Source organism: Bacillus tuaregi (assembly GCF_900104575.1).
Classification (GTDB): Bacteria; Bacillota; Bacilli; order Bacillales; family Cytobacillaceae; genus Bacillus_BD; species Bacillus_BD tuaregi.
Window position 1 is genome coordinate 2,028,963 of the sequence record NZ_LT629731.1, and the last position, 25,205, is coordinate 2,054,167.

General features: G+C 40.6%; 24 protein-coding genes. 20 read left to right on the forward strand and 4 right to left on the reverse strand.

Going from position 1 to position 25,205, the window contains the following annotated elements:
* Window positions 1-95 precede the first annotated feature (95 nt).
* Both BQ5321_RS12025 and BQ5321_RS12030 read left to right on the forward strand, forming a co-directional pair.
* Entirely contained in the window at window positions 96-1,766 is a 1,671-nt protein-coding gene (locus BQ5321_RS12025) for a GAF domain-containing sensor histidine kinase (RefSeq protein ID WP_187143741.1), read from the forward strand.
* Between the two features lies 1 nt (window position 1,767).
* Window positions 1,768-3,216 (forward strand): sigma-54-dependent transcriptional regulator, encoded by a 1,449-nt coding sequence (locus BQ5321_RS12030; RefSeq protein ID WP_071394724.1) that lies wholly within the window; start codon window positions 1,768-1,770, stop codon window positions 3,214-3,216.
* Between the two features lie 120 nt (window positions 3,217-3,336).
* On the opposite strand, the gene adhP is transcribed toward BQ5321_RS12030, so the two are convergent.
* The gene (adhP, locus tag BQ5321_RS12035) at window positions 3,337-4,347 is read right to left on the reverse strand and encodes an alcohol dehydrogenase AdhP (RefSeq protein WP_071396886.1); all 1,011 of its coding nucleotides are present in this window, start codon (window positions 4,345-4,347) and stop codon (window positions 3,337-3,339) included.
* 382 nt (window positions 4,348-4,729) lie between these two features.
* Between adhP and BQ5321_RS12040 the strand changes: the two genes are divergently transcribed.
* Both BQ5321_RS12040 and BQ5321_RS12045 read left to right on the forward strand, forming a co-directional pair.
* A complete protein-coding gene (locus BQ5321_RS12040; RefSeq protein ID WP_071396887.1) occupies window positions 4,730-5,857 on the forward strand; it encodes an iron-containing alcohol dehydrogenase in 1,128 nt (375 codons plus the stop codon).
* 125 nt (window positions 5,858-5,982) lie between these two features.
* Entirely contained in the window at window positions 5,983-6,579 is a 597-nt protein-coding gene (locus tag BQ5321_RS12045; protein ID WP_071394725.1) for a polysaccharide deacetylase family protein, read from the forward strand.
* 286 nt (window positions 6,580-6,865) lie between these two features.
* Here the strand turns inward: BQ5321_RS12045 and BQ5321_RS24030 are convergent, their stop codons facing one another.
* The 3 genes from BQ5321_RS24030 to BQ5321_RS12055 form a co-directional block, all read right to left on the reverse strand.
* Window positions 6,866-7,018: a BH0509 family protein gene (locus BQ5321_RS24030; RefSeq protein ID WP_139187792.1), complete on the reverse strand. Its 153-nt coding sequence runs from the start codon at window positions 7,016-7,018 to the stop codon at window positions 6,866-6,868.
* Window positions 7,019-7,261: 243 nt separating this feature from the next.
* Window positions 7,262-8,590: a sensor histidine kinase gene (locus BQ5321_RS12050; protein WP_071394726.1), complete on the reverse strand. Its 1,329-nt coding sequence runs from the start codon at window positions 8,588-8,590 to the stop codon at window positions 7,262-7,264.
* Window positions 8,587-9,276, reverse strand: coding sequence for a response regulator (locus BQ5321_RS12055; protein WP_071394727.1), 690 nt, complete (start codon window positions 9,274-9,276; stop codon window positions 8,587-8,589). Before BQ5321_RS12055 ends, BQ5321_RS12050 begins: the two co-directional genes overlap by 4 nt.
* Before the next feature lie 179 nt (window positions 9,277-9,455).
* Between BQ5321_RS12055 and BQ5321_RS12060 the strand changes: the two genes are divergently transcribed.
* The 16 genes from BQ5321_RS12060 to BQ5321_RS12135 all read left to right on the forward strand — a co-directional run bounded on the left by BQ5321_RS12060 (window position 9,456) and on the right by BQ5321_RS12135 (window position 25,162).
* Window positions 9,456-9,968: a hypothetical protein gene (locus BQ5321_RS12060; protein WP_071394728.1), complete on the forward strand. Its 513-nt coding sequence runs from the start codon at window positions 9,456-9,458 to the stop codon at window positions 9,966-9,968.
* Between the two features lie 447 nt (window positions 9,969-10,415).
* On the forward strand, window positions 10,416-10,685 hold the full coding sequence (locus tag BQ5321_RS12065; RefSeq protein WP_071394729.1) for a CD3324 family protein: 270 nt from the start codon (window positions 10,416-10,418) through the stop codon (window positions 10,683-10,685).
* A gap of 138 nt (window positions 10,686-10,823) precedes the next feature.
* Window positions 10,824-11,474 (forward strand): FusB/FusC family EF-G-binding protein, encoded by a 651-nt coding sequence (locus BQ5321_RS12070; protein WP_071394730.1) that lies wholly within the window; start codon window positions 10,824-10,826, stop codon window positions 11,472-11,474.
* Window positions 11,475-11,908: 434 nt separating this feature from the next.
* Window positions 11,909-12,361 (forward strand): SRPBCC family protein, encoded by a 453-nt coding sequence (locus tag BQ5321_RS12075; protein ID WP_071394731.1) that lies wholly within the window; start codon window positions 11,909-11,911, stop codon window positions 12,359-12,361.
* Between the two features lie 283 nt (window positions 12,362-12,644).
* The gene (locus BQ5321_RS12080; protein ID WP_071394732.1) at window positions 12,645-13,040 is read left to right on the forward strand and encodes a VOC family protein; all 396 of its coding nucleotides are present in this window, start codon (window positions 12,645-12,647) and stop codon (window positions 13,038-13,040) included.
* A gap of 238 nt (window positions 13,041-13,278) precedes the next feature.
* Window positions 13,279-14,403: a betaine/proline/choline family ABC transporter ATP-binding protein gene (locus tag BQ5321_RS12085; RefSeq protein ID WP_071394733.1), complete on the forward strand. Its 1,125-nt coding sequence runs from the start codon at window positions 13,279-13,281 to the stop codon at window positions 14,401-14,403.
* A 15-nt stretch (window positions 14,404-14,418) separates the two neighbouring features.
* A complete protein-coding gene (locus tag BQ5321_RS12090; protein ID WP_071394734.1) occupies window positions 14,419-15,072 on the forward strand; it encodes an ABC transporter permease in 654 nt (217 codons plus the stop codon).
* Between the two features lie 17 nt (window positions 15,073-15,089).
* A complete protein-coding gene (locus tag BQ5321_RS12095; RefSeq protein ID WP_200798711.1) occupies window positions 15,090-16,004 on the forward strand; it encodes an osmoprotectant ABC transporter substrate-binding protein in 915 nt (304 codons plus the stop codon).
* Window positions 16,005-16,025: 21 nt separating this feature from the next.
* Entirely contained in the window at window positions 16,026-16,679 is a 654-nt protein-coding gene (locus tag BQ5321_RS12100) for an ABC transporter permease (RefSeq protein ID WP_071394735.1), read from the forward strand.
* A gap of 170 nt (window positions 16,680-16,849) precedes the next feature.
* Window positions 16,850-17,476 (forward strand): hypothetical protein, encoded by a 627-nt coding sequence (locus BQ5321_RS12105; protein ID WP_071394736.1) that lies wholly within the window; start codon window positions 16,850-16,852, stop codon window positions 17,474-17,476.
* A 387-nt stretch (window positions 17,477-17,863) separates the two neighbouring features.
* Window positions 17,864-18,751 carry a 3-hydroxyacyl-CoA dehydrogenase family protein gene (locus tag BQ5321_RS12110; protein ID WP_071394737.1) on the forward strand — a complete coding sequence of 296 codons (888 nt, stop codon included), beginning with the start codon at window positions 17,864-17,866 and terminating at the stop codon, window positions 18,749-18,751.
* The gene (locus tag BQ5321_RS12115) at window positions 18,748-19,548 is read left to right on the forward strand and encodes an enoyl-CoA hydratase/isomerase family protein (RefSeq protein WP_071394738.1); all 801 of its coding nucleotides are present in this window, start codon (window positions 18,748-18,750) and stop codon (window positions 19,546-19,548) included. The genes BQ5321_RS12110 and BQ5321_RS12115 overlap by 4 nt, the downstream gene beginning before the upstream one ends.
* 138 nt (window positions 19,549-19,686) lie before the next feature.
* Complete coding sequence (locus BQ5321_RS12120; RefSeq protein WP_071394739.1) at window positions 19,687-20,904, forward strand: thiolase family protein; 1,218 nt, start codon at window positions 19,687-19,689, stop codon at window positions 20,902-20,904.
* Between the two features lie 97 nt (window positions 20,905-21,001).
* Window positions 21,002-22,600, forward strand: a complete 1,599-nt coding sequence (locus BQ5321_RS12125; protein ID WP_071394740.1) for an acyl CoA:acetate/3-ketoacid CoA transferase — start codon at window positions 21,002-21,004, stop codon at window positions 22,598-22,600.
* Window positions 22,601-22,797: 197 nt separating this feature from the next.
* Window positions 22,798-23,772, forward strand: a complete 975-nt coding sequence (locus BQ5321_RS12130; protein ID WP_071394741.1) for an MBL fold metallo-hydrolase — start codon at window positions 22,798-22,800, stop codon at window positions 23,770-23,772.
* A 262-nt stretch (window positions 23,773-24,034) separates the two neighbouring features.
* Window positions 24,035-25,162, forward strand: a complete 1,128-nt coding sequence (locus tag BQ5321_RS12135; RefSeq protein WP_071394742.1) for an acyl-CoA dehydrogenase family protein — start codon at window positions 24,035-24,037, stop codon at window positions 25,160-25,162.
* Window positions 25,163-25,205 lie beyond the last annotated feature (43 nt).

The window sequence follows — 25,205 nt, forward strand, 5'->3', positions numbered from 1 at the left end:
CAGAAAATTTTGGCAACAGGTTATTTTTTTGATAAATTAGTCTTAAATCGTTTTATGATGAACAGGATGGATATGCTTCCTAAGGGGGAACTTATGTGCAGAACAGGGAGAGAATGATTGAGCTTTTGACGGGGGTGCAGTCGTCCAAGCGGAATTATTATACAGAGTTAAAGAAGACAGTAGGAGAGCTGCAGAAGAAGAATATTCAATTAGAAATCATTAATGAGGTAATGAAGGGCTTTAATGTGGAGATGTCGATGGAGGATTTACTAAGGAACGTCCTTGAGAAGCTAAAGGAAATTTTTCCAATTGAAAGAATAAGCTTATCGATGATAGAGGAGAAGGATCTGATTCTAACAAATATCTATCCTTCGAATTCCTTTGTTATTAAACCAGGAACCGCTTTTCCACAGGACAGCTCCTTATATTGGCATGTGATGAACTCTGGCCAACCTTACCTGTATACAAAACAAGAGGAAAGTCAGCCTTGGTTTGAAGAAATGGCGTTTGCCGAAATGGGACTTAATAGTATTTTTATTTTTCCATTAAAAAGGAAGGGACAGGTAACAGGGATTCTATCGCTCGGCAGTCAAGATATGCTTGAGGGCTATTGGTCTGATTTATCCTTTTTTCAACAATTATCAGATCAGCTGGCCGTTTGTATTGAGAACACGCATCTTTATAAAGAGGTGCTGATGACGAAAAAGAAGTGGGAAAAGACCTTTCAAGCGGTGCCTGATGCCATTATCATTATCGGGTTAAATCGCGTCATTCTACAGGCAAACGAATCCGCACATCAATATTATCCAACAAAGGAAAGTCTGATTGGAAGACGAGTGGACGAGCTTTTGTTCTCGGAGGAGGAAAATCACCCATTTCAACAGAAGCTGCTTGAGCTCCACACCTCTTCTGATGAAATACATATTGAAAATAAAATCTATGAATGTCATAGCTATCCTATTTTCGATGATGCTAACAGCCATTTTGCCTCCATCATCTATTTGGAGGATGTGACAGCCAAAAGGCGGATTGAAGCACAGCTGATTCAATCTGGAAAGCTGGCGGCAATTGGGGAAATGGCTGCAGGGGTGGCCCATGAACTGAATAATCCACTTACAGCCATTATGGGCAATGCACAGCTGCTCCTACGAAAAGCGGATCGTGCTGATGTAAACTATCAGCTGCTAGAATCTGTTTATGAATGTGGAAAACGGAGCAAAACTATCATCCAGAATCTGCTCACCTTTTCCCGACAGGATGAATACTTATTTGAGGTCTGTTCCATTAATGAAGCTGTACAGCAAGCATTATGTTTAATAGGAAATCAACTGACAAAACAAGGAATTAAAGTGGAAACGAGACTGGATACGACCCTTCCGCCCATTGAAGGCAGCTGCCAGCAGATTGGTCAGATCATCTTAAATCTACTTTTAAATGCAAAGGACGCCATGGAGGATAGTGAACAAAATGATAAAAGGGTAATCCTTCAAACGTACCTTGATAAAAACTCCCCTCATATTATTCTTACTGTTACGGATAATGGCTGTGGGATGGAGAAAGACGTGCTGTCAGAAATTTTTCATCCCTTTTATACAACGAAAAATGCGGCGAAGGGGCATGGCCTTGGTCTATCGGTCAGTATTGGCATTGCACAATCGCATGGAGGAACGTTACAGGCTGAAAGTGTGCCGGGAGAGGGCAGCTGTTTTATCCTGAAGCTGCCGATTCTAGGAAATGTAAATCATGAGGAAGAAAGGGAACGCTAGCATGTCTACTATTTTAGTTGTTGATGATGAGAAAGATATTTGTATTTTTCTTCGCCACCTATTAAGTGAGAAAGGGCATCAAGTCACACTTTGTACAAGCAGGCGGGAGTTTGACGATGTGAAGAATGCTGTCTCATTTGATCTGGCCTTTTTGGATGTTAGGCTTCCTGATGGAAACGGGCTTGAAATACTAAAGGACCTGAAGACTTCTCAGCCCTTGTGCAAGGTGATTGTGATGACAGGCTATAGTACGGTAAAAACAGCCGTAGAAGCGATTAAGCTAGGAGCCTATGATTTTATCGAAAAACCATTTGATGAGATTGAAGAGATTGAAAGAATAACCGAACGGCTTTTGACAGGCGGAGTCACACCTTCCCATGATCATGTACATGATTTGGCTACCCAAATAGGCTGCTTTATCGGACAACAGGAAGAAATGAATCAATTGTTTTCACTGGCCTATAAATTTGCCCAGAAAAATGTAAACATCTTGATTGAGGGAGAAACAGGGACAGGCAAGGAGGTGCTTGCCCATTTTATCCATGAGGCAAGTCAGAGGTCTCATTATCCTTTTATTGGGGTCAATTGTGGAGCGATTTCGGAGCATTTACTTGAAAGTGAGCTTTTTGGTCATACAAAAGGGTCCTTTACCGGTGCAGCGAAGGATCGTAAGGGATTCTTTGAATTGGCGGATAAAGGGACTTTATTTTTAGATGAAATAGGTGAAGCATCCCTAGCGACACAGGTGAAGCTTTTGCGTGTTCTTGAGACAGGGGAATTCATGAAGGTAGGAGGGGAAACGGTCCAGAGAAGCAAAGCAAGATTAATTACGGCATCACATGTTGATTTGCATCAGGCTGTGACAAAGGGAACCTTCCGTGAGGATTTATTATATCGTCTAGATGTGGTGAAATTAACCATCCCGCCCTTACGAAAAAGGGTGGAGGATATCCCACAATTGATCGACGATTATGTAAAAAGACATCAATTAAAGCTGTCCTTTACGGAAGATACGCTTCAGCTTCTTAAAAGCTACAACTGGCCGGGGAATATCCGTGAACTGGTCAATATCATCAAAAGAGCAGCAGCCTTAGCTGAAGGGGAAACAGCCTATATTACGCCGGATTATCTGCCAACGAAAATCACCAGTCCTATCGAAGGGGCTATAGAGATGGCAGCGGCAGAAGAAGGCGCTCAGTTTGCCGGTAAAAATCTCGGTTTTGATTCCTTTCTTGATCTATGGCAGCAGGAAATAAGAGACATGTGGAAATCAGAGGAAATCACGGAATTACAGCTGGTCCTTGATGGCATTAAAAGGCTGGAAACAGAAGCGATTCATGCCTTTATCGAGAAATCATTGAAGAAAACAGTTGGAAATCGGAAAGAGGCAGTAGAGGGTCTTGGAATTACAATGAGAAAGCTTAGATATTATTTGAATGAAAAAAAGTAGGCTTAAATTATACTCTAACATAAAGATAGCAGTGCACATTTGGGTGTGCACTGCTAAATCGGATTGTCTATTGAGATTGAACAAGATAGCGGACAACCCCAGTGATAGGTTAAAACGAAATTACATCTTTAAAACGATTCGGCCGTTAATTTTACCGGAAGACATCTTATCAAACACTTCATTAATCGAGTCAAGCGGAGCTGTTTCGATTTGCGAACGAACTTTACCACGAGCTGCAAAGTCAAGCGCTTCCTGCATGTCTTTTCTGGTTCCAACGATAGAGCCTTTTACGGAAACTCCGTTAAGTACTGTATCGAAAATTGGGATTGGAAGCTCATCATGCGGAAGTCCAACCACGACGAGAGTTCCACCTCTTTTAACAGATTGATAGGCTTGTTCAAAGGCTTTTTTCGTTACGGCAACACTTACAGATGCTTGTACGCCGCCCACTTTTTCCTTAATCGTTTCAACAGGATCAACCTTTAAGCCATTGATGGTAATGTCAGCACCTAATTGTGAAGCAAGCTCTAACTTTTCATCGGCAATGTCGACTGCAATGACGTTGAAGCCCATCGCTTTAGCATATTGGAGAGCAATATGACCAAGACCGCCGATACCATAGATAGCTACCCAATCGCCTGGCTTCGCTTCGGAAACCTTCAGCGCCTTGTAGGTTGTTACACCTGCACACAGAATAGGGGCCACTTCCACTGGATCAAGACCTTCTGGAATTCTTGCTACATAATCAGCTGGTGCTTTGCAATATTCAGCATAGCCGCCATCAACAGAATATCCGCCGTTTAGCTGATTCGGACAAAGGGTTTCTCTGCCGCTTAGGCAATATTCGCATTCACCGCAAGCCGAGAATAACCACGGAATCCCAACGCGATCGCCCATTTTCAATGATTTCACGCCTTCGCCTACTTCAACGACAACGCCAACCCCCTCATGTCCAGGAATTAAAGGAAGCTTTGGTTTTACTGGCCAATCGCCATGTGCCGCGTGCAGGTCCGTATGGCAGACACCGCAGGCTTCGATTTTGACCAGAACTTCTCCGTGTTCTAAAGTGGGTTTTGCCACCTCTTTAATCTCCAAGGCTTGTTTAAATTCATTGACGACGGCTGCTTTCATTTTTTCTGTTCCTTGATGATTCATTTGTACTTGCTGCTCTACTGTTTTCATTTTTACATCATCCTTTTTAAAAAATTTTTTAACGCTTCACCCTTGTATTAGCAAGCATCATGCCAATTGTAAAAATCATATGAATATTAAGAAAATAACGCTTTTAAATTTATCAAAGCCAAAATATTGTGGAGATAGGCCAATTTTTCGGCTAAGTCAGCCGTATTATCGGTCATTTTCTAATAGATGATGGAAGAGATTAATAGAACATCGGATAATTTAAAGAAAATTTGTAAAATTCAACCCTTTTACAGTAAAATCAAGTCATAAGGTTTCATTTTCCATACATATTGAAAAAAGGTCGGTGGAGGGTTTGATTACGAAATTTGTTATGCCAGAGGTGATTTTTGGTGATTACTCGCTTAAGCAGGTGGGGGAAAGCTGTATCCGTCTTGGAGCGCAAAAGGTCTTGATTGTAACCGATACAGGGGTCATTCGTGCGGGCTGGGTCGAACATGTGATTGAGAGCTGTCAAGAAGCAGGGCTAAGCTATGTTTGCTTCGATGATATATCGACCAATCCAAAGGCTGAACAGGCAGAGCGGGGCACTGCTGTTTACCGGGAGAATCAGTGTGATGCGATTATTGGGGTTGGGGGTGGTAGTGTGATTGATATCGCTAAGGCGATCGCCATCCTCGCTACGAATGGGGGAAGAATTTCAGACTATGAGGGCGTCGACAGAATTGATATACCGCTGCCACCTTTAGTTATGGCTGGAACCACTGCAGGCTCGGGTGCAGAAGTGTCTCAATTCTCCGTCATCGTTGATTCTGAAAGAATGAAGAAAATGACGATTATTTCTAAGTCCCTTGTTCCTGATATTGCCATCATTGACCCTATTACGCTGTCAACGAAAAGCAGCCATCTAACAGCCTCAACCGGATTAGATGTATTAACCCATGCGATAGAGGCCTATGTTAGTATCGCAGCGACACAAATGACCGATGTTTTTGCCAAAAATGCGATTGCATTGGTTTCGAATAATTTACGGCCTTCGACAGCATCACAACTAAACGCAAAGGCTAAAAATAATATGGCTATGGCCAGTCTTCATGCTGGACTTGCTTTTTCAAATGCAATCTTGGGTGCTGTACATGCTATCAGTCATGCGATTGGCGGAAGATATCCGATGATGCATGGAGATTTAAATGCTGTCCTTCTTCCCCATGTGATGGAATTTAATTTGCTGGCAAACCCAACTAGATTTAAGGAAATTGCCGAGTTGCTTGGTGAAAATATTACGGGGTTATCTACAATGGAAGCAGGACAAAAAGGAATCGAGCATATCAAACAACTATCCTTTGACATTGGGGCACCACAGCGGCTGTCAGAAATGGGCTTTGAAGAGCATATGATAAAAGAAATTAGTCAGATTGCCCTGCAGGACGCCTGTATGATTACTAACCCAAGAGATATTACCGCCCAGGATGTCGAAGGGATACTGCAAAAGGCGTTGTGATGGTGGGGTAGCGATAATGAAGAAAAAAACGTGGTAGAATATAATAAGTCCATGTCCATTTAATATGAAACAGTAATATAAGGAGTGAAATAATGGGGCATCCATGAGTAGTCTCGGATAAGGTCGTGTACGATCTTCAGGATAATAGGTGGGTAAAAAACAGCAATCAAATCAAACCAACAGAGAAAAAGGTGGTCCTTACCTTTGATGATGGACCGAGCCGCAGTTTAACGGCCATTTTAGACATTTTAAAGGAAAAAGATGTAAAGGCGATATTTTTTTGGCAATCAAGATTAGTTCATAAGCAAAGACCCTGGAAAAGAGTGTTACTGGAAGGTCATAAAATCGGTTCGCATGCTCAAAATCACAAAAACTTGGTCAAATTATGTAATGAGCAGCAATATCAACAAATTAAAGGTTCAGTTGAAAAGATAAATAACATGACAGGAGCTCAAGTACAATTTTTCAGACCACCATTTGGTCAATACAATGAGTATACGATGTCTGTCTTGAAGGAATTACAATTAGTCCCTATGCTGTGGGAAATTTCTTCCTTTGACTGGGAACTCAAGCACAATCCCGATAAGATTATTTGTAATGTGGTCAACCATTTAATGGATGGTTCGGTTATTCTCCTTCATGAATTAGAGCAAACAGTAGCCATACTCCCACAGTTAATAGATAAAATTCGAGAACATGGATATGAATTTACCGTAATATAATGGAAAGAGGGTCTGGTATGTAGAACCATTTAATAGTACATCTACATACCAGACCCTCTATTTTAATTTCATTCAGCAAATGCTTTTTGTACCGAAAGCTTGCGACAGGTACAGAAGTCCTCCACTTCTACAAGTGGGGGATGAAGGCAAATCGAACTTCGATTCAGCGGGGTTGAAACCCCGGCTGAATGAAGTTAAGCTTCCGGCGAGTTATGCGATTTTTTAAAGGTAATGTACCCGAGCGAACTCAGGTTATCCGGACGCAAATTCGGTGATCGAATTAGATTTAAAAGTCGCTTTCCATAATTTTTCGTCTGTAAGCAAATTCATAGGTGTTATCGAGTGAATGATCGCTCATCTTTTCTAATTGGAAACGATTCACACCAAAATAATTAACTAAAAATTGGATTATGTTATCTCGCTCTTGATTCGAAAGCATTTTCATCATCCTCCCTTTTAATATATAACACATATATTTAACTTAAAACTATTATATAACAGAAAAACCATAAAAGTCACACTTTTATTTTAAAAATATTCCGACTTTTTCCGCGATTGTTTTCGACATGGAATGAACATAGCTCGATTCGTGGCGGTCAAAAGAAACTCCTCCTAATAAAAAGGGGATAAGGCTTTCCCTTATCTCCTTCGTTGAGCAAAGTGTACTTTTCAATGTCCATTTTCACAATGGGAGTTGAATGATAAACATAGTCCCCACATTCAACTTACTTTCCACTTCAATATTCCCGCCATGTGATTGGATATATTGCTTCGCGATGGCGAGGCCAAGTCCTGTACCACCGCTGTCTCTTGAACGAGCTTGATCCGTGCGATAAAATCGATCAAATAAATGTGGCAGATGCTCCGGTTCAATTCCTACGCCAGTATCCTCTACAATCACCTTTAAGGTTTGGTTGTCCTCCTTTAGTAAGCGAATGGAAATATGTCCATTTTCTGGGGTATACCGTAAAGCATTCATAAGTAAATTAAGAAGAACCTGTTTCATGCGATTTGCATCAATAAGCACGGTCGTATCGTTTGTGTGTTTATCAAGCTCTAAATGGATGCTTTTCTCTTCAGCTAATGGCTCCAAGGCAAAGAGAAGCTGGGAAGCTAGTTCAGACATGTCGGTTGGCACTTTGTCTAATGTCAATTTACCTGCTTCTGCAAATGAGAGGATTCGTAGGTCCTCTACTAACTGATTCAGCCGAATCAGCTCATCCTGTAATGGCAATAAGGTTTCCGGCTGAATCATTTTTCCCTGCTGCTGTAAATAGTCCAATTTACCACTAATAATGGTCAATGGCGTTCTAAGCTCATGTGCGACATCGGCCGTGAGATTTTTACGGAGGGTTTCGGCATGCTCCAGCTCCTTTGACATATGATTAAAGGCTTCAGCAATTTTTCCATATTCATCCTTCGTTTCGGTCTGAACCTGGATTCCCAGCTCACCTTTACCCAGCCTGTCGATCACAGGCAATAGCTTTTGTAATGGCGCAGCAAGCCATTTTGATAGTCGATAAGCAATAATCAACGAAATCAAGATAAGAATGGAGCCGGTCACAGTTAGAATAAAAACAACCGATATCGGGATTCCAATCATGACCTTGGTGAAATTGGCTATTTCGGGGTCATAATAATAGAACTCACCAACTCTATCCTTTGCAATACGAATGTCACCCTTAATCCCCAGATTGCGTATTAATTGATGGGATGAGTCACCTTTTTGGTAAACAATCTGTTGTTCTTTGTCCAGAACCAATAGTTCTGGATCATCCTGTTGAATCGTTTTTAAGACGTCGATCTGTTGAAGGTCATTCCAGGAGTCATTATTCTGTAAAAAATAGGCGGTTAATTCCTGAGTCAGGAGCTTCATTTCTTGACCTCTTGTTTCGTCGATACCCACTTCAAGGGTTTTTTTCACCGTAATATGGGTCATAAGAATAAAAACAAGGCTGACTCCTAGGATGGAAAGGGCTAAGGCTAAAAAAAGCTTTCGGTGAAAACTCATGGTTGATCACCGAAACGATAGCCAAATCCGTATACCGTTTGAATGTACGTCGGATTGGCTGGGTCATCCTCGATTTTTTTTCGTAATCTGCTAATATGGGCATCAACCGTACGTTCAACATTCAATAGTTCATCCTCTAATGCAGCCTTTAATAGTTGAAGCCGGCTATAAACGATTCCAGGCTTTTCCGCAAGTGTTAATAATAGCTTGAATTCAGTAGGTGTCATCGTCATTTCTACACCATTTTTCCAGACACGATACTGTGAGACTGATATGGTCAACTCACCACGCTCTATCGTTTCCTCCGTTGTAGCAGGGGTAACGCCAATTCTTCTCAGTACGGAACGAATTCGAGCTAACAGCTCTCGTAAGGAGAAGGGCTTTGTTATATAATCATCCGCTCCTACTTCCAGGCCAACGATTTTATCCATTTCATCTGATTTGGCGGTTACCATAATAATGCCGGTTTTACTTGTCTTTCGAATTTCACGGCAAACATCCAGACCATTCATTTGTGGCATCATCCAATCAAGGACAACTAATGCTGGATTTACTTCATTGATTTTCGCTAGCGCCTCTGTTCCTGATTGTGCAGTAACGATTTCATATCCTTCATTTTTCAAGAAAGCCCCCATGAAATCTAGTACTTTTATCTCGTCGTCTACTATTAAGATGGTTTCAGCCATGAATATTCTCCTTTATTTTCTCCATTTTCCACATTATACACTACGGATGATTCAATCTTTAAGATTTCACTGAAACCGTAATAGACCGCAACAAGTTCGCAACATTTCATTGTTACTATTAAAACGTACCCAAGATGGTAACAATATAATCTCAATAAAGTATAGGAGGAATTAACCCTATGGCCTATCGACTCACTCAGAAGAAAAAAAGCATTCTAGTAGCCATACATGTTCTATCAGTCGCTTCATGGATAGGCGGTACACTTGCGATGTTGCTGCTTGCTTTCTATTTAAAAACTGGAGCGAATGCGGAACAGCTATTATATACGATGGGAAGCATGGAGGTAATTGATGAGAACCTATTAAAGTATCCCGCTCTGCTCTCGTTACTTACAGGTATTTTATTGTCTGTTTGGACACAATGGGGGCTGACGAAGCATTACTGGGTAATCATAAAATTTAGTTTAACACTATTAACGATATTAATCGGTATTTTCTTTTTAAGTAAATGGACAGCTGGAATAGGGGAAATGATTGAAAGTATGGGCTTTGGCTCGTTAGAAAATAAAGAGTTCCAATCGACTTGGCTGTCGATTGTGACAACCTCTAGCTTTAATCTTTTATGCTTGGCATTCATGACCTTTATTACGTATCTAAAACCATTTGGCAAGGTAAAGAAAAATAAAAAATAACAAATACGATTTGGGGCCTTATGATCGGGGCGATTGCTTTCGCAATATTGAGAAATAAAAGGGCATTTTAAAGACTGACTGGGATAAAGGGCAGATAACATTCACAATAGCATCATCCATCAGGATGGTGTTATTTTTCTTAAAAAATTAGTGAGGCTTCATGAACTGCTGGATATATGTTAGGGGAAAGAGGCTAAATGATTCATATGAATAATAAATTGTTTTCATCACCACTGGTATTGTCTATAATAAGACTTAAAGGGGGTGCGTACAGTTGGAGAATCATGTAAGATTGTCTGGTACTTCTTCCACTCATGCAAAGCCTATAATTGGAAAGGCGATACTTTGCATGGGGCGAAATGTTTGATTAAATCGCTGAATAAGCTTTTCTAATATCATGGCTTTGCACCTTATTTTTAAAAGTTCAAAATAAGGGAGCGGGCAAACGTGAAATATATGAATGCAAACCAAGTACTACCTGAAAAGCTAATCATGGAAATTCAAAAATATGTCCAGGGGACAGCACTTTATATACCGAAACCGGAAACGGAATATCGAAAATGGGGCACCTCCAGTGGCGGGAGAAACATGCTCGATAGACGAAACGCAGAAATTCGAGCTTTATTTAGGAACGGCAGCACGATTGAGCGACTGGCCGAAGAGTATTATCTTTCAACAGCAACCATTAAGAAAATCGTATATTCACATAATAAGTGAGGAAAAAAGCACTGGTGAAAATCATCAGTGCTTTTTTGGATAAAAAACGTTTCTAAATCATTCTCTCCATTTTATTGATTTACTGGATGAAGTAAACTAAGTTTTAGCTTTGTCAGTAATAGATTAGGAGTGAATAGGATGAATGAAGAATTCATTAAGAATGAACAGATAAATTATATTAAACAACAAATGGGCTTGATTAAAGATAGTGCCAAAAAGAATCTTCCGCCAGCTGTTATGATGGCTGTCATTGACCTGGCAAATGCCAAAATCCTAGACCTTTTTCCAAATACATCCTCTAAGCAACAGGCATTGCTGGACCTTTCCAGCTTGAAAACAGATGACGAGTATAAGCAATATATCGAGCGGCTTACAGAATATCTGATTCCCTTCCCAAAGGTCACAGAGCAGCAGCTGAAAAAGCTGTTCCCCAAGAATAAAAAGCTAAAGCTGCCTGATTTAACCAGTATAGACTACAGCCAGTTGACCTATTTAAGCTGGAATGATTTAGGATCGAATAAAAAGTATATCGTCTATGAGCTGGAGGGGAGAATATCCGGCATTGAATGCCGGTTAACACCAACGGGTAAAAAGAATATTTGTTCCTTCTGTAATTCTCACAGCGAAGTGGCCTATTTCTCCACAGTCACAAAAGCGAAAAAGCCGAAAAACCCAGATTATTACCGAGCCATTGGTAACCTGATTTGCACCGATAGCCATGAGTGCAACAAAAAAATCACCAATGTTGATTACTTAACCGAGTTTCTAAAGGATTCATTAGCAAGATAAATAATCAAATTCGCCCGTCGAATTTGCGTCCGGATTACCTGAGCTTGCTCGAATAAACTACCTTTAAAAAATCCGTGACATCCGCCGGAGGCTTAACTTCATTCAGCCGGGGTTTGAACCCCCACTAAATCGAAGTACTATTTGCCTTCATCCCCCACTTGTAGAAAGACTTCTGTACCTGTCGCAAGCTTTCGGCATTTGCTGAATGAAGTTAAAGGTCCATAGCACAACAGTGAACTATCGACCTTTTTATATGTTCCTTCCTCCTTCTATGATTCAATGATGGAAAACAAGATTTTTCAGATGTGCCTAGTCAACCTTTAAAGAAGGAAAAAAGATGGCTCTTGTTGAACTTATAGAAACAACTTAATAAGTACTAAATAATTAATTAGTTATTTTTATTGTATTTCAACGTATTGGAGGAGGGGGTTTACTTGAGTATTCGCTTTGAAGTCAAAAAAACAATCGAGGTCCCTAAGCAACAGGCTTACATAGGTCTCCTTGACCTTGACTCAGCTCAGAGTTGGATGCAAGGATTAGTCGGGATGGAGCGATTGGATGAGGGTCCAATGCGTGTAGGAAGTCAGTGGAGAGAAACAAGAACCATGTTTGGAAAAGAGGCTTCTGAGCATTTTGAGGTAGTCGAACTGAAGGAGCCGGATAAGATTGTGCTCCGCTGCGATGGATCAAAGGGAACTACGGGGAAAGGTGAATTTGTGTTTACGTATATTCTGAATTCATGCGGTAATCATACTGAGATTACTTTAGATGGAGAGATCAACGGACTTACAGGATTAACCAAACTATTTGGTAAAATGATGGCCGGAACCTTTAAGAAGGCATGTGAGAAGGATTTAGATGCTTTAAAAATATATTTAGAGAATTAATTGAAGAGTGGTAAAGGAGAACGCTATGATACAATCGTTCATCGGGATGAAATCTTTTCTGCCATGAAGGTGGGAGAGGATGGCTATGTCGGAATGGTTTGATATCCTATCACAGGGATATCAAACCGTTGATTTATATCGAATGCAGAAAAAATAAAATTCTCCTTAAATCATAGAATCCAGTATATTCTTTCCGGTTTTCTTCAATAATGGATAAAGGCTTTCATGTCGAAAAAAGAATAATCATTTGTTGATGACGAAAAATCAATAGTAGGAGGAAATCATGGGAAGATTAATTCATTTCGAAATCCATGTCGAAAATATGGATCGAGCAAGAAATTTCTATGGAGACGTATTTGGCTGGACGTTTCAGGACTGGAGTGAATATGCAGGCATGCCCTATTTTGGTGTAGTGACTGGCTCCGATGATGAGCTTGGGATTAATGGAGCACTTATGCAGCGGCAGGGTCCTGCTCCAGAACCCAATCAAGCATTGAATGGCTATGCCTGTACAATCGGTGTGGAGGATTATGATTCAATCGAAGCAAAAATCCTTGAACATGGTGGCAAGCTCGCCTTGCCGAAATACGCACTGCCTGGAATGGCTTGGCAAGGCTACTATATTGATACAGAAGGAAATATCTTTGGCATACATCAGCCAGATGAAAACGCGAAATAATCAGGGGCAGAGGAACCATATTGAACCAATTACGACTTGGTTCAGAGTGATTCCTCTGTCTTTTTTCTTTTACCTCAGATAAAAGAAAAATTCGCTGGTCATGTCATGGAAGTGAATATTCTATTGGATAATATAGGATTAATTAACAATTTTTATATTTTTTGAATTTAATATTATTTTAGAATAGTATATAATAGATTGTGAAGCATTTCATTAATCACATGGAGGTGTAGGTTCATTGCTGAAATTTGACCATGTTACAAAAATCTATAAAGGCGGTAAGAAGGCTGTTGATGATTTTACATTAGACATCAAAAAAGGAGAGTTTATCTGCTTTATTGGACCTAGCGGCTGTGGAAAAACAACCATTATGAAGATGATTAACCGTCTTATCGAACCCTCTGCCGGAAATATCTACATAAACGGTGAGAATGTGATGGATAAAAATCCTGTCCAGCTTAGACGGGAGATTGGCTATGTCATCCAACAAATCGGACTATTTCCTCATATGACGATTCAAGAAAACATCACGCTAGTCCTTAAATTGTTAAAATGGCCGGAAGAAAAACGTTATACACGTGCAAAAGAGTTATTATCCTTAGTTGACATGACTTCCGATTATTTAGATCGTTATCCACATGAACTGAGCGGTGGGCAGCAACAGCGGATTGGTGTGCTACGTGCCCTTGCCGCAGATCAGCCCCTTATTCTAATGGACGAGCCCTTTGGCGCTTTAGATCCTATTACTCGCGATGCCTTACAGGATGAATTCAAAAAACTTCAGAAAAAACTAGGAAAAACCATCGTATTTGTTACTCACGATATGGACGAGGCCATTAAATTGGCCGATCGAATTGTCGTCTTAAGAGAGGGACAGGTTGTCCAATATGATACCCCTGATGAAATATTGCGAAATCCCATTAATGAATTTGTCGAAGAATTTATTGGTAAGGAACGCTTAGTACAGGCAAGACCCAATATTCAAACCGTCGAACAAATCATGAACCCCCATCCTATTACCATAACCGGCAACCATTCCTTTTCTGAAGCGATTCAGTTAATGAAGCAGCATCGGGTGGATTCCCTGCTAGTGGTTGATGAAAAGCAAGTGTTTAAAGGGGTAATTGATGTTGAAAGCATCGATCAAAACCGAAAAAAAGCCAGCTATGTCATCGAAGTCATCAACAAGGAGGTTTTTACCGTTGAAACCGGCACATTAGTCCGTGACACGGTGCGAAAGATATTAAAAAAAGGCATAAAAAATGTGCCGGTCGTTGACCAGGATCATCATTTAGTTGGGATTGTGACAAGAACAAGCTTAGTAGACATTGTCTATGATTCTATCTGGGGAGAGGTTGAATAATAAGGAGGAGTTGAAATGAATCAAATATTCACGTTCCTAGGCACCTATGGATCTGAAATGCTATTCAAAATATGGGAGCATTTATATATTTCTGTGATTGCGGCCTTATTAGGGATTGTAGTAGCAGTCCCACTGGGGGTGGTCTTAACAAGAATGCCAAGGGCTGCCGAAGCCGTAATGGGGATATTAAGTATTATCCAAACAATACCGAGCTTTGCCATCCTGGCTTTTTTCATCCCGATCCTAGGTGTAGGCAAGCTTCCGGCCATTACCGCTCTATTTTTCTATTCAGTCCTGCCTATCCTGAGAAACACCTATACAGGTGTAAAAGGAGTAAATCAAAATTTAATTGAAGCTGGACGCGGGATGGGAATGACTGGATGGGAAAGAGTGATGTATGTAGAAATCCCATTAGCTATACCGGTGATTATGGCCGGGATTCGGATGTCCACCGTCTATTTAATTGGCTGGGCAACATTAGCATCCTATATTGGCGCCGGCGGACTCGGTGATTATATCTTCAGCGGCTTGAATTTATTTCTCCCTGAATTCATTATTGCTGGCGCGGTTCCGGTAACCATTCTTGCCTTACTGGTCGATCTTTTTCTAGGAAAAGTAGAGGAGTGGGTAACACCGAAAGGAATCAGAAAGCTGCAGGTAAGAGCGTAGGAAGGAGCTGGTTTAAAATGACAAATATGAAAAAGAGATTATTCTTCGGATTAACGTCTTTAATCGTTTTCTTATCAGCTTGTTCCCTTCCAGGCTTAAGTGGTACAAGTGAAAATACGATTAGGATTGGAACAACCAACACATCTGAATCGCAAATAATTGGATATATGACAAGGTATATGATTGAGCATTATACAGATTACCAGGTGGAAATGGTCAATAACTTAGGCTCTTCTATCGTGCAGCATCAGGCTATGACGGATGGTCAGGTCGATATTACACCAACACGCTATACAGGGACTGATTTAGCAGGAGCACTGGGGATGGAGCCTGTTAAAGATCCGGTAGAGGCCATGGAAATAGTCCAACGGGAATTTATGAAAAGGTTTGACCAGACATGGTTTGATTCCTATGGTTTTGAAAATTCCTATGCTTTTACTGTAACGGAGGATTTTGCTGCAAAGGAAAATCTTGAGTCAGTCTCTGACCTCGAGAGATTAGCGCCTGAATTACGATTAGGAGTTGATAATTCATGGCTGAAGCGGAAGGGTGACGGCTATGACGGCTTCGTTCAAACCTATGGCTTCAAATTTGGGGAAACGATGCCGATGCAGCTTGGTTTAGTCTATCAGGCAGTGGCCAATGATGAAATGGATGTTGTATTAGCCTATACCTCAGATGGACGGATCGCAGCATTTGATTTGAAGGTATTACAGGATGATCAACAGTTTTTCCCACCCTATGATACCTCATTAGTGGCTAGAAATGATTGTTTAAGAAATCACCCTGAGCTGACAGATATCTTTCAGCGCTTGGTCGGTAAAATCAATACAGAAAAAATGCAGGAATTGAACTATGAAGCAGACGGTTTAATGATTGAGCCCGCTATCGTAGCTCAATCCTTTTTAGAGGAAAATCATTATTTTGAGTAAAGAACAACGGAGGTGAAGAGAGTGGAAATCATACAGGATTTATTTCACTATTATTTTCAAAATGCAGGCTATGTTTGGGAGCAGTTCTTCCGTCAATTTCTGATGTCGGCTTACGGAGTTTTATTCGGCGCCATTGTCGGAATTCCAGTCGGCATCCTTATTGCCCGATATAACAAATTAAGTCCATGGGTGCTTTCATTAGCTAATATCATTCAAACGATTCCCGCTTTAGCAATGCTGGCGGTCTTAATGCTGGTGATGGGACTTGGTTCCAATACGGTGGTCTTTGCATTATTTCTTTATTCCTTATTACCGATTATTAAAAACACCTACACAGGGATTCGGAACGTGGATCATGCTATTTTGGAATCTGGAAAGGCAATGGGAATGACCAAGCTTCAGATATTACGGATGGTCGAAATCCCTTTATCGATTTCAGTCATCATGGCAGGTCTACGTACGGCGCTTGTGATTACGATTGGTGTGTCTACGATTGGAACGTTTATCGGTGCAGGTGGTCTAGGAGATATTATCATTCGTGGAACGAATGTATCAGATGGAACAGCGATTATCCTAGCAGGGGCCATTCCTACCGCCTTAATGGCCGTTATAGCCGATATCACCATGGGCTGGGTTGAACGCAGGCTCTCGCCGATTAAAACAGGTACGAATTAGGTAGGTATGAGAGTGGTCCGTTCTTACGGTTTTTGTCGCATCATTAAGAAGTTCACCGAGGCGAAAATCTATCAGCAAGTAGGGGAATTACTAGTCTAATTGAATGAACTCGATAGGAATATCTAGTAAAATAAAAGAGAGGGCTAAGGTTCAAAAAGGAAGTGGCAAATATGAAAGGGAAAACCCCATTGTTGGTTGGTGGTTTTATTGGTGTATTTGTTGTTGGTGCCCTATTAGGTTATGTTGGTCACTCATTAGTAACAAAGGATGCCCTCGAAGCTGCTAATGAGGAAGCCGTCATACAAACACCTGAGGAAAATCATTCACAGTCTTCTGATGAAGAGGTTGCTCAAACACCTGCTGAGCCAGAATCTAACACTTCTGAAGAAGATAAAATCTTAACAGATACGTATATCTGTCCTATCACTGGAGAAGTATTTGAAAGCGGGACAGGAATGGGACAAAACTTTGCCCAATCCCTGCAACAGGATATTGCAGAATCTCTTGAGATGACAGTGGAAGAGTTACAGACTTCCCGTTCAGAGGGGAAAACGGTATCTGTGCTTGCAGAGGAAAAAGGGATCACGGTTGACGAGCTAAAGGAAAGAATAATCACAACAAGGAAAGTGAAGCTTGAACAACTAGTAGCTGATGGCATCATTAGTCAAGAACAAATGGATCTTATGATGGAAAATGTTCATTCTATTGTAGAAACAGCCCTCTATCGCGATGGCTATGTTCCACTCAATCCACAAGCCGGAATGGGCTGGGGCCCAGGTGGAAGATGGAACAACTAGCCTTAAACCTCAGAGAAATAGAAGGAACCTACAGATATTAGTTATGGGAAATCCCCTGAGCAGGCATCATGATTTCTTACATTTATGCACATTCTTTAGGAATGTGTCTTTTTTATTTAAGCTGTGTTAAGTACAATGTTGATTTTCCAGCAGGTTGATTGTAGTGGAAGGCACGCAAACTCCCGCGGGAGAAAATCAACACTCATGTTTAACAGAGCTTTTATTTAAGATAAGTAAAGCCGTGCAGATACAAGCTACCTTCCTTCATAATAGATGAAATATTCGAAAACTTTCCTACAGCATGTAGATTACAACATTTTTTGCAAGCCTTTACAATAAAGTTATAAATTAATAAATCAATAATAAATGGAAGAGGAGAGATAGATTATGACGATTAAAACAGTTGGTGTTGTTGGCGCAGGTTCAATGGGATCAGGGATTGCAAATGTATTTGCATTAAATGGATATCATGTTGTATTACGCGATATTGAGGAGCGTTTTGTTCAAGGTGGACTTTCTCGCATTGATAAGTTTATGAGCAAAAGTGTGCAAAAAGGAAAGATGACAGAAGAAGCCAAACAAGAGGTTCTTTCTCGTATCACATTAACAACGGATCTAGAGGATTTGAAGGATGTAGATTTAGTGGTAGAGGCCGTACTGGAAGATATGGATTTAAAACAATCTGTATTCTCGCAGCTAGATGAGATCGTAAGAGAAGAGGTTATTTTAGCAACCAATACTTCCTCCTTATCTATTACAGAAATTGCTTCTGCAACCAAACGTGCCGATCGTGTAGCTGGACTGCATTTCTTCAATCCAGCACAAGTAATGAAGCTCGTTGAGGTTGTTAGAGGGTTAAATACTAGTGATGAAACGGTAGCAGCACTTAAAGAAGTGTCTGAAGTGTTGAAAAAAGAAGTAGTTGAAGTGAAAAAGGACGTTCCTGGTTTCATCGTAAACCGTATTATGATTCCGCAATTTATTGAGGCCATTAAGGTTCTTGAAGAAGGAATTGCATCAAAAGAAGATATTGATAAAGCCATGCGTTACGGCTTAAACCATCCAATGGGCTCCTTCGAGCTTCAGGATTATGCGGGTGTCGATATAGGCTACCATGTAATGGAATATTTCCAAAAGGAATTTGCCGATAATCGCTGGGCACCACCATTATTATTGAAAAATATGATGAGAGATGGTCGTTTCGGTAAAAAGGTCGGCAGAGGCTTCTATGATTATAACCAAGAACCAGCAAAAAAAGAGAAGGTGACAAAATGAGCATCGAAAATGTAGTAACAGAATACAAGTATTTAATGGTTGAAGTAGAGAACAAAGTAGCAACCGTTACCATTAATCGTGCACCGGTCAATGCTTTAAACGCTCAAGTCTATCAAGAGCTTTCCAGGATATTCGATGTGCTAGATGCAAATGATGATGTGCATGTAGTGGTAATAACTGGAGCAGGTGAAAAAGCCTTTGTAGCAGGTGCGGATATTAACGAGATGGCTGGTGCAGATCTTGTAACGGTTGTAAAAAATAACAAAATATCTCGCAATATGTTCAAAAAGGTGGAGAATTCCACGAAGCCAGTTATTGCGGCACTTAACGGTCTTGCTTTAGGCGGTGGTTTTGAACTGGCGCTAGCCTGTGATCTTCGTGTTGCTTCAGAAAATGCTAAGTTTGCTTTTCCTGAAGTCGGTCTTGGCATTATCCCTGGAGGCGGCGGTACACAGCGATTGCAAAAAATTATTGGACAAGGTCTTGCAAAAGAGCTTCTATACACAGGTGAAATGTTTACAGCAGAGCAAGCTTTAAGCTGGCATATCGTAAACAAAGTGGTCCCAGCAGGTGAAGCGCTAGCTGCTGCAAAGGAATTGGCAGAAAAATTAGCGAAACAGCCGCCAGTTGCTTTACAAATGCTGAAGCTTGCTGTTAACACAGGAGCAAACACCGATATAGAATCTGGACTAATCATTGAAAGTAACAGCTTCAATACAGCCTTTTCCACTGAGGATGGTAAAGAAGGCCTCGTCGCCTTTACTGAAAAAAGAAAACCAAATTACAAAGGTAAATAATAAAAGCTGTTAACAGGTATAAGAGTGAACGATGGAAAAAACCGGGTGGATGATATCCCCCGTTTTTTTCTCAAATGAATTAAATGTAGAATTTTCTAAAATTACTAACAAAAAGATGGATAGAAGAGGAGAATAGAAATGGGTAAAGTAGTGATTACAAGCGGAGCAAGAACAGCAGTTGGCGCCTTTCTTGGCGGTTTAAAAACAGTTCCGGTAGAAGAATTAGCAGCAACCGCCATCAAAGAAGCATTAAAACGTTCAAATGATCTTGATCCAAAATTAGTGGATGATGTTGTATTAGGACATGTGGAATCCTCAGGTGATGCACCAAACCTTGGTAGAAATGCTGCCTTATTAGCAGGCTTGGACCATGTACCAGGGTATACGCTAAATCGTATTTGTGGTTCTGGAATTCAATCCATTGTCAATGCGACACAGGATATCCTAACAGGGAACTCTGAGATTGTTGTAGCCGGCGGTGCAGAAAGCTTATCCAGAGCTCCTTATTATCTACCATTAGAGGTTCGTTATGATGGGTTTAAAATGGGCAACCAGGAATTAAGGGACGCCAATACAAAGTTCCATCACAATTGCCAGCCATATCCACAATTCCCGATTATGCATATGGGAAATACAGCAGAGAATGTCAATCGGAAATGTGAGATTTCGAGAGAAGATCAGGACCTATTTGCCTACAATAGTCAAATGAGGGCAAAAGCAGCGGTGGAAAGCGGGAGATTTGAAAGAGAGATTGTACCCGTCGAGATTAAAGGGAGAAAAGGTGTTACCGTTATCGATAAAGACGAGCATCCAAAGCCACATACAACATTAGAGGCACTAGCCAAGCTGAGACCAGCATTCGAAAAGGATGGTTCTGTTACGGCAGGAAACGCATCTGGATTAAATGATGGCGGTGCAGCGGTAGTTGTCATGTCAGAGGAAAAAGCAAACGAATTAGGGCTTACTCCAATGGTAGAAATCGTCGATTTCGCGGTAGCTGGCCTTGATCCATCTCTTATGGGACTTGGACCCGTATTTGCCATTCGGAAGCTATTAGAAAAAACAGGAATGGCGAAGGAAGACATTGATTTATATGAAATCAATGAGGCTTTCGCAGGTCAAATGCTTGGCTGCATGAAAGAATTAGACATGTATTTAGATAGCCCATTATATGACAGATTGAACGTAAATGGCGGTGCAGTAGCACTTGGGCACCCACTTGGAATGAGTGGGACGAGAATTACCATTTCCTTAATGTACGAATTAATCGAAAGAAAGGCAAAATACGGGATTGCCAGTGCGTGTATTGGCGGCGGTATGGGAATTGCCCTATTAATTAAAAATCCAAATGCTTAAATGATGAGGATATCGTGCTTGAAAAATGAGCTTAGCACGATATCTTCTCCTGTAAAAGTGGATATGATAGATCGGTAAGCAAGGGGGATGATGGACAATGAGTAAAAAGATTTCTCTAGAACAGGCTACTAAACTAATTAATGACGGTGATATTGTTGCTACGACGGCCTCTTCTGGTTTGGCTGGTTTACCTGAGGAGCTAATTGTCGGCATTGGAGAGCGTTATAAAGCTGAAGGAAGTCCGAAAAATATAACCTTTGTTAATGGTTCTGGTATCGGGATTAACTCGGAAGGAAGAGGAATGGACCATATTGCGCACGAAGGTTTAGTAAAACGAGTAATCTCCGGTCATGCCGGCTTTTCTCATCGCATGTCAAGATTTATTTCTGAAGGAAAAGTCGAAGGCTACCTGTTTCCGCAAGGAGTCTTGACACAAATCTGGAGATCCACGGCTGGAAATAAGCCAGGTGTACTTACAAAGGTTGGTTTAGGTACTTTTGTGGATCCTAGAATTCAAGGTGCCAAGGCTAACTCTATAACCACAGAGGATTTAATTCGTGTTGTTGAATTAAATGGTGAAGAATGGCTTCATTATCCTAATATTGACGTGAAGGTTGCTTTGATTCGGGGAACGACAGCAGATGAAAATGGCAATATTACAACCGAGCATGAAGCAGCAAACTTTGAAATATTAGCATTAGCAACTGCAGCGCGGAACAATGGCGGTATTGTCATTGCACAGGTAGAAAATATCGCTAAAGCAGGGGCACTTGATCCAAAGAAAGTTCGAGTTCCTGGCGTGTTGGTCGACTATATTGTCGTATCGGAAAAACCAGAATATCACTCCCAAACAATGGCAAGATACTATCATCCTGCCCTTTCTGGAGAAATGCGTGTGCCGCTTGGCTCGATTGAACCCGTTAAACTAAATGCTAAAAAAATCATTGCTAGACGTGCTGCAATGGAATTATCGCCAAGCTCGATTGTCAACCTGGGAGTTGGTATGCCGGCACTGGTTTCAAATGTTGCAGCCGAAGAAGGGGTTTCAGATGAAATGACCTTAACGGTAGAATTTGGTATTTTCGGCGGAGTACCTGCGAGTGGCTTTGACTTTGGAGCGTCTTATAATCCCGAGGCCATCATTAATCATGATGCCATGTTTGATTTCTATGATGGCGGAGGGCTTGATGCAGCATTCTTAGGCTTGGCTCAGGTTGATCAGTACGGAAACGTCAATGTGAGTCAATTTGGTCCGAAAGTTGTGGGTCCAGGTGGCTTTATTAATATTAGCCAATCCTCCAAAAAGGTTGTATTCATGGGTCAATTTACAGTCGAATCAAAAGAAAAAATAGAAAACAATCAAATGGTGATCACCAATCATGGTAAAGGAAGAAAAATAGTCAACAATGTTGAGCAGATTACCTTCAGCGGCGAGTATGCATCAAAAGCAGGGATTCCTGTTTTATACGTCACGGAAAGAGCGGTTTTTGACGTTGTTGACGGTAAACTAAGACTTATTGAAATCGCACCAGGCCTAGACCTTGAAGAAGATATACTAGCATGGATGGACTTTAGACCATTAATTGATGACAGCTTGAAACCGATGGATCCAAGTATCTTCCAAGAGCAATGGGGGGGACTTAAGGAAATCATTGATGAAAAAAGAAGGAAGAAAGTCTTACAGACTATCGTCTAAACATATAAGATGCAGCTTGATGGTTCTGCCATCAGGCTGTTTTAATTTAAGATACTGGCTAAGCTCCTCAATTCGGTTACAATAGTATGGTAAAATTGAAGGGAAATGAATGGTATTTTGTATATCTTATTGGTCCAATCTTTTCCTTATTGTATGATTTGTAATCCTTCATTCTAGCTAAAAAAAGGAAGATACATATGATGAACAATACATTGCCGATAGTAGAAGTTGCAGACGATATCTATTTATTATCCCTTCCAGTGCCCTTAATGCATCAGGTCAATTGTTATTTATTTCGGGGTGAAAATGGCTTCACACTAATAGATACTGGTGTGTATATAAAAGAAGGAATCGAAATCTGGGAAAGTCTAATGTCATCTGGAATGATCATTGAAAAAGTAGTTTTAACACATTTTCATCTTGATCATATCGGCTTTGCGAGATGGTTTCAGGAAAAGCATCATATCCCTGTTTATATCTCTCATCTAGGATATCAGGAGATGAAAAAAAGGAGAGAAGGAGACTACTCGGATTGGGTTTTTAGCGTATTCGAAGAGCATGATGGGTTTCGGGTATATAGAGCCGCAATAGAAGAACAGATTGCTCTAGAAACCCAATTGAGTGATATTTATGACTTTGAACCTGACGGAATTTTGAATCCTAAGCAAATGATTAGGATTGGAAATGAAAGCTATGAAACCATTTGGACACCGGGACATTCCTTTGACCATTTTTGTTTTTATAACCAAGAAAAAAAGTGTATGGTTACAGGTGATCATATATTGGAGAAAATTTCCCCAATTGTGTTAATCGAGTCACGTGCTGATGTAAACCCCTTAATGAATTACTTCGATTCTTTAGAAAAAGTAAAGGATTATCATGTTGAAATAGCACTTCCAGGACATGGTCGTGTGATGAAACAGATTAATAATAGAATCGCAGAAATAAAATCAGGTCACGACTATCGGATGAAACAAATGATTCAATCACTTAATAGTGGCGGTAAAACAGCAGGTCAGTTGACAGAAGAAGTATACAAGAAAGGGTACAACAAATTTGCGTACGGTCCTATTATGTCCACGATTGTAAGATGTATTTACCTTGAATCCATTGGTCGATTAAAATCAAAATGCATTAACGGTAAAAGAATTTATGAATTGACGTGTGAATAGGGTTGACTACTAATCATTGGGCTGGAGATGATCCAAAACTACTGATTTTTATCTACAGGATAAAGATGAGTAGTTTTTTTATTTGAAAATTATACCAAAATTCTTTCTTTTTCGTTTCTGCATAATGAAAATCTACAGAATATTCCTACATCATGAAGGTATGTTTTTACCTGAAAACACCCTAAAATTTAACTATGAGCTAAAACGATATAGTAAATATTCATTTAGAGTCAATTAGATATGTTTAAGGGGGATTACGGAAATGGATTTTAGATTAAATGAAGATCAAGAAGCAATCAAAATAATGGCACGGGATTTTGTGAATCAAGAAATGATCCCAGTAGCAAGGGAGTACGATGAAAAGGAAGAATTTCCTTTTCACATCCATGACAAACTGAGAGAAGTCGGTTTATATAATTTAGCTCTTCCGGAGGAATATGGCGGACCTGGAATCGATAAGATTTCACATGCTTTAATTGTAGAAGAATTAGCAAGAGGCTGCGCAGGGATTGCGACTTCGGTTGAAGCCAATTCCTTGGCCTCGTATCCCATCCTTGTAGGTGGGACAGAAGAACAAAAGAAAAAGTATTTTGGGATTATTGTCAATGGAGGATACTCAGCCTTTGCTCTTACAGAACCGTCTGCTGGCAGTGACGTTTCTGGTTTGAAAACTACTGCAGAGCGTGTTGGGGATGAATACATTTTAAACGGAGAGAAATGTTTTATTACAAATGCCAGCTATGCGAATTATTATACTGTCTTAGCGAAACTAAAAGACTCCAATAAATTTGTTGCGTTTATCGTTGACCGAGAATTAGAAGGCTTAAATGTCGGTCCGCATGAAAAGAAAATGGGTCTGCGATCCTCCAACACGGCTTCCGTAACCTTTGATGATGTACGTGTTCCCGCAGAGAATCTACTTGGCGAAGAGGGTGATGGCTTTAAAATCTTTATGAAAGCGTTATCCTATGCTCGTCCAATGGTAGGTGCCCAGGCCCTGGGGATTGCACAAGGGGCCTACGAAGAAGCGTTACGTTACGCGAAAGAAAGAAAGCAGTTTGGAAAACCAATTGCCAACTTCCAGGGCATTCAATTTATGCTAGCAGATATGGCCATGCAGGTAGAAGCAGCCCGATTACTCGTTCATAAGTCGGTATGGTATGTACAACAGGGAACACCGAATACAAAGGCTTCATCTTTTGCTAAATGTTATGCTTCAGACATAGCGATGAAAGTAGCAACAGATGCTGTGCAAATTCACGGAGGGTACGGTTTTATTCGCGAATATGCGGTTGAAAAATATTTCCGTGATGCGAAAATTATGCAAATCTATGAAGGCACAAACCAAATTCAACGTGTCGTCATTGCGAAGGATATTCTAGCAGATTAATAGATGTAAAAAAACACATTAGGAACTAAGGAGGAGCGGAAAT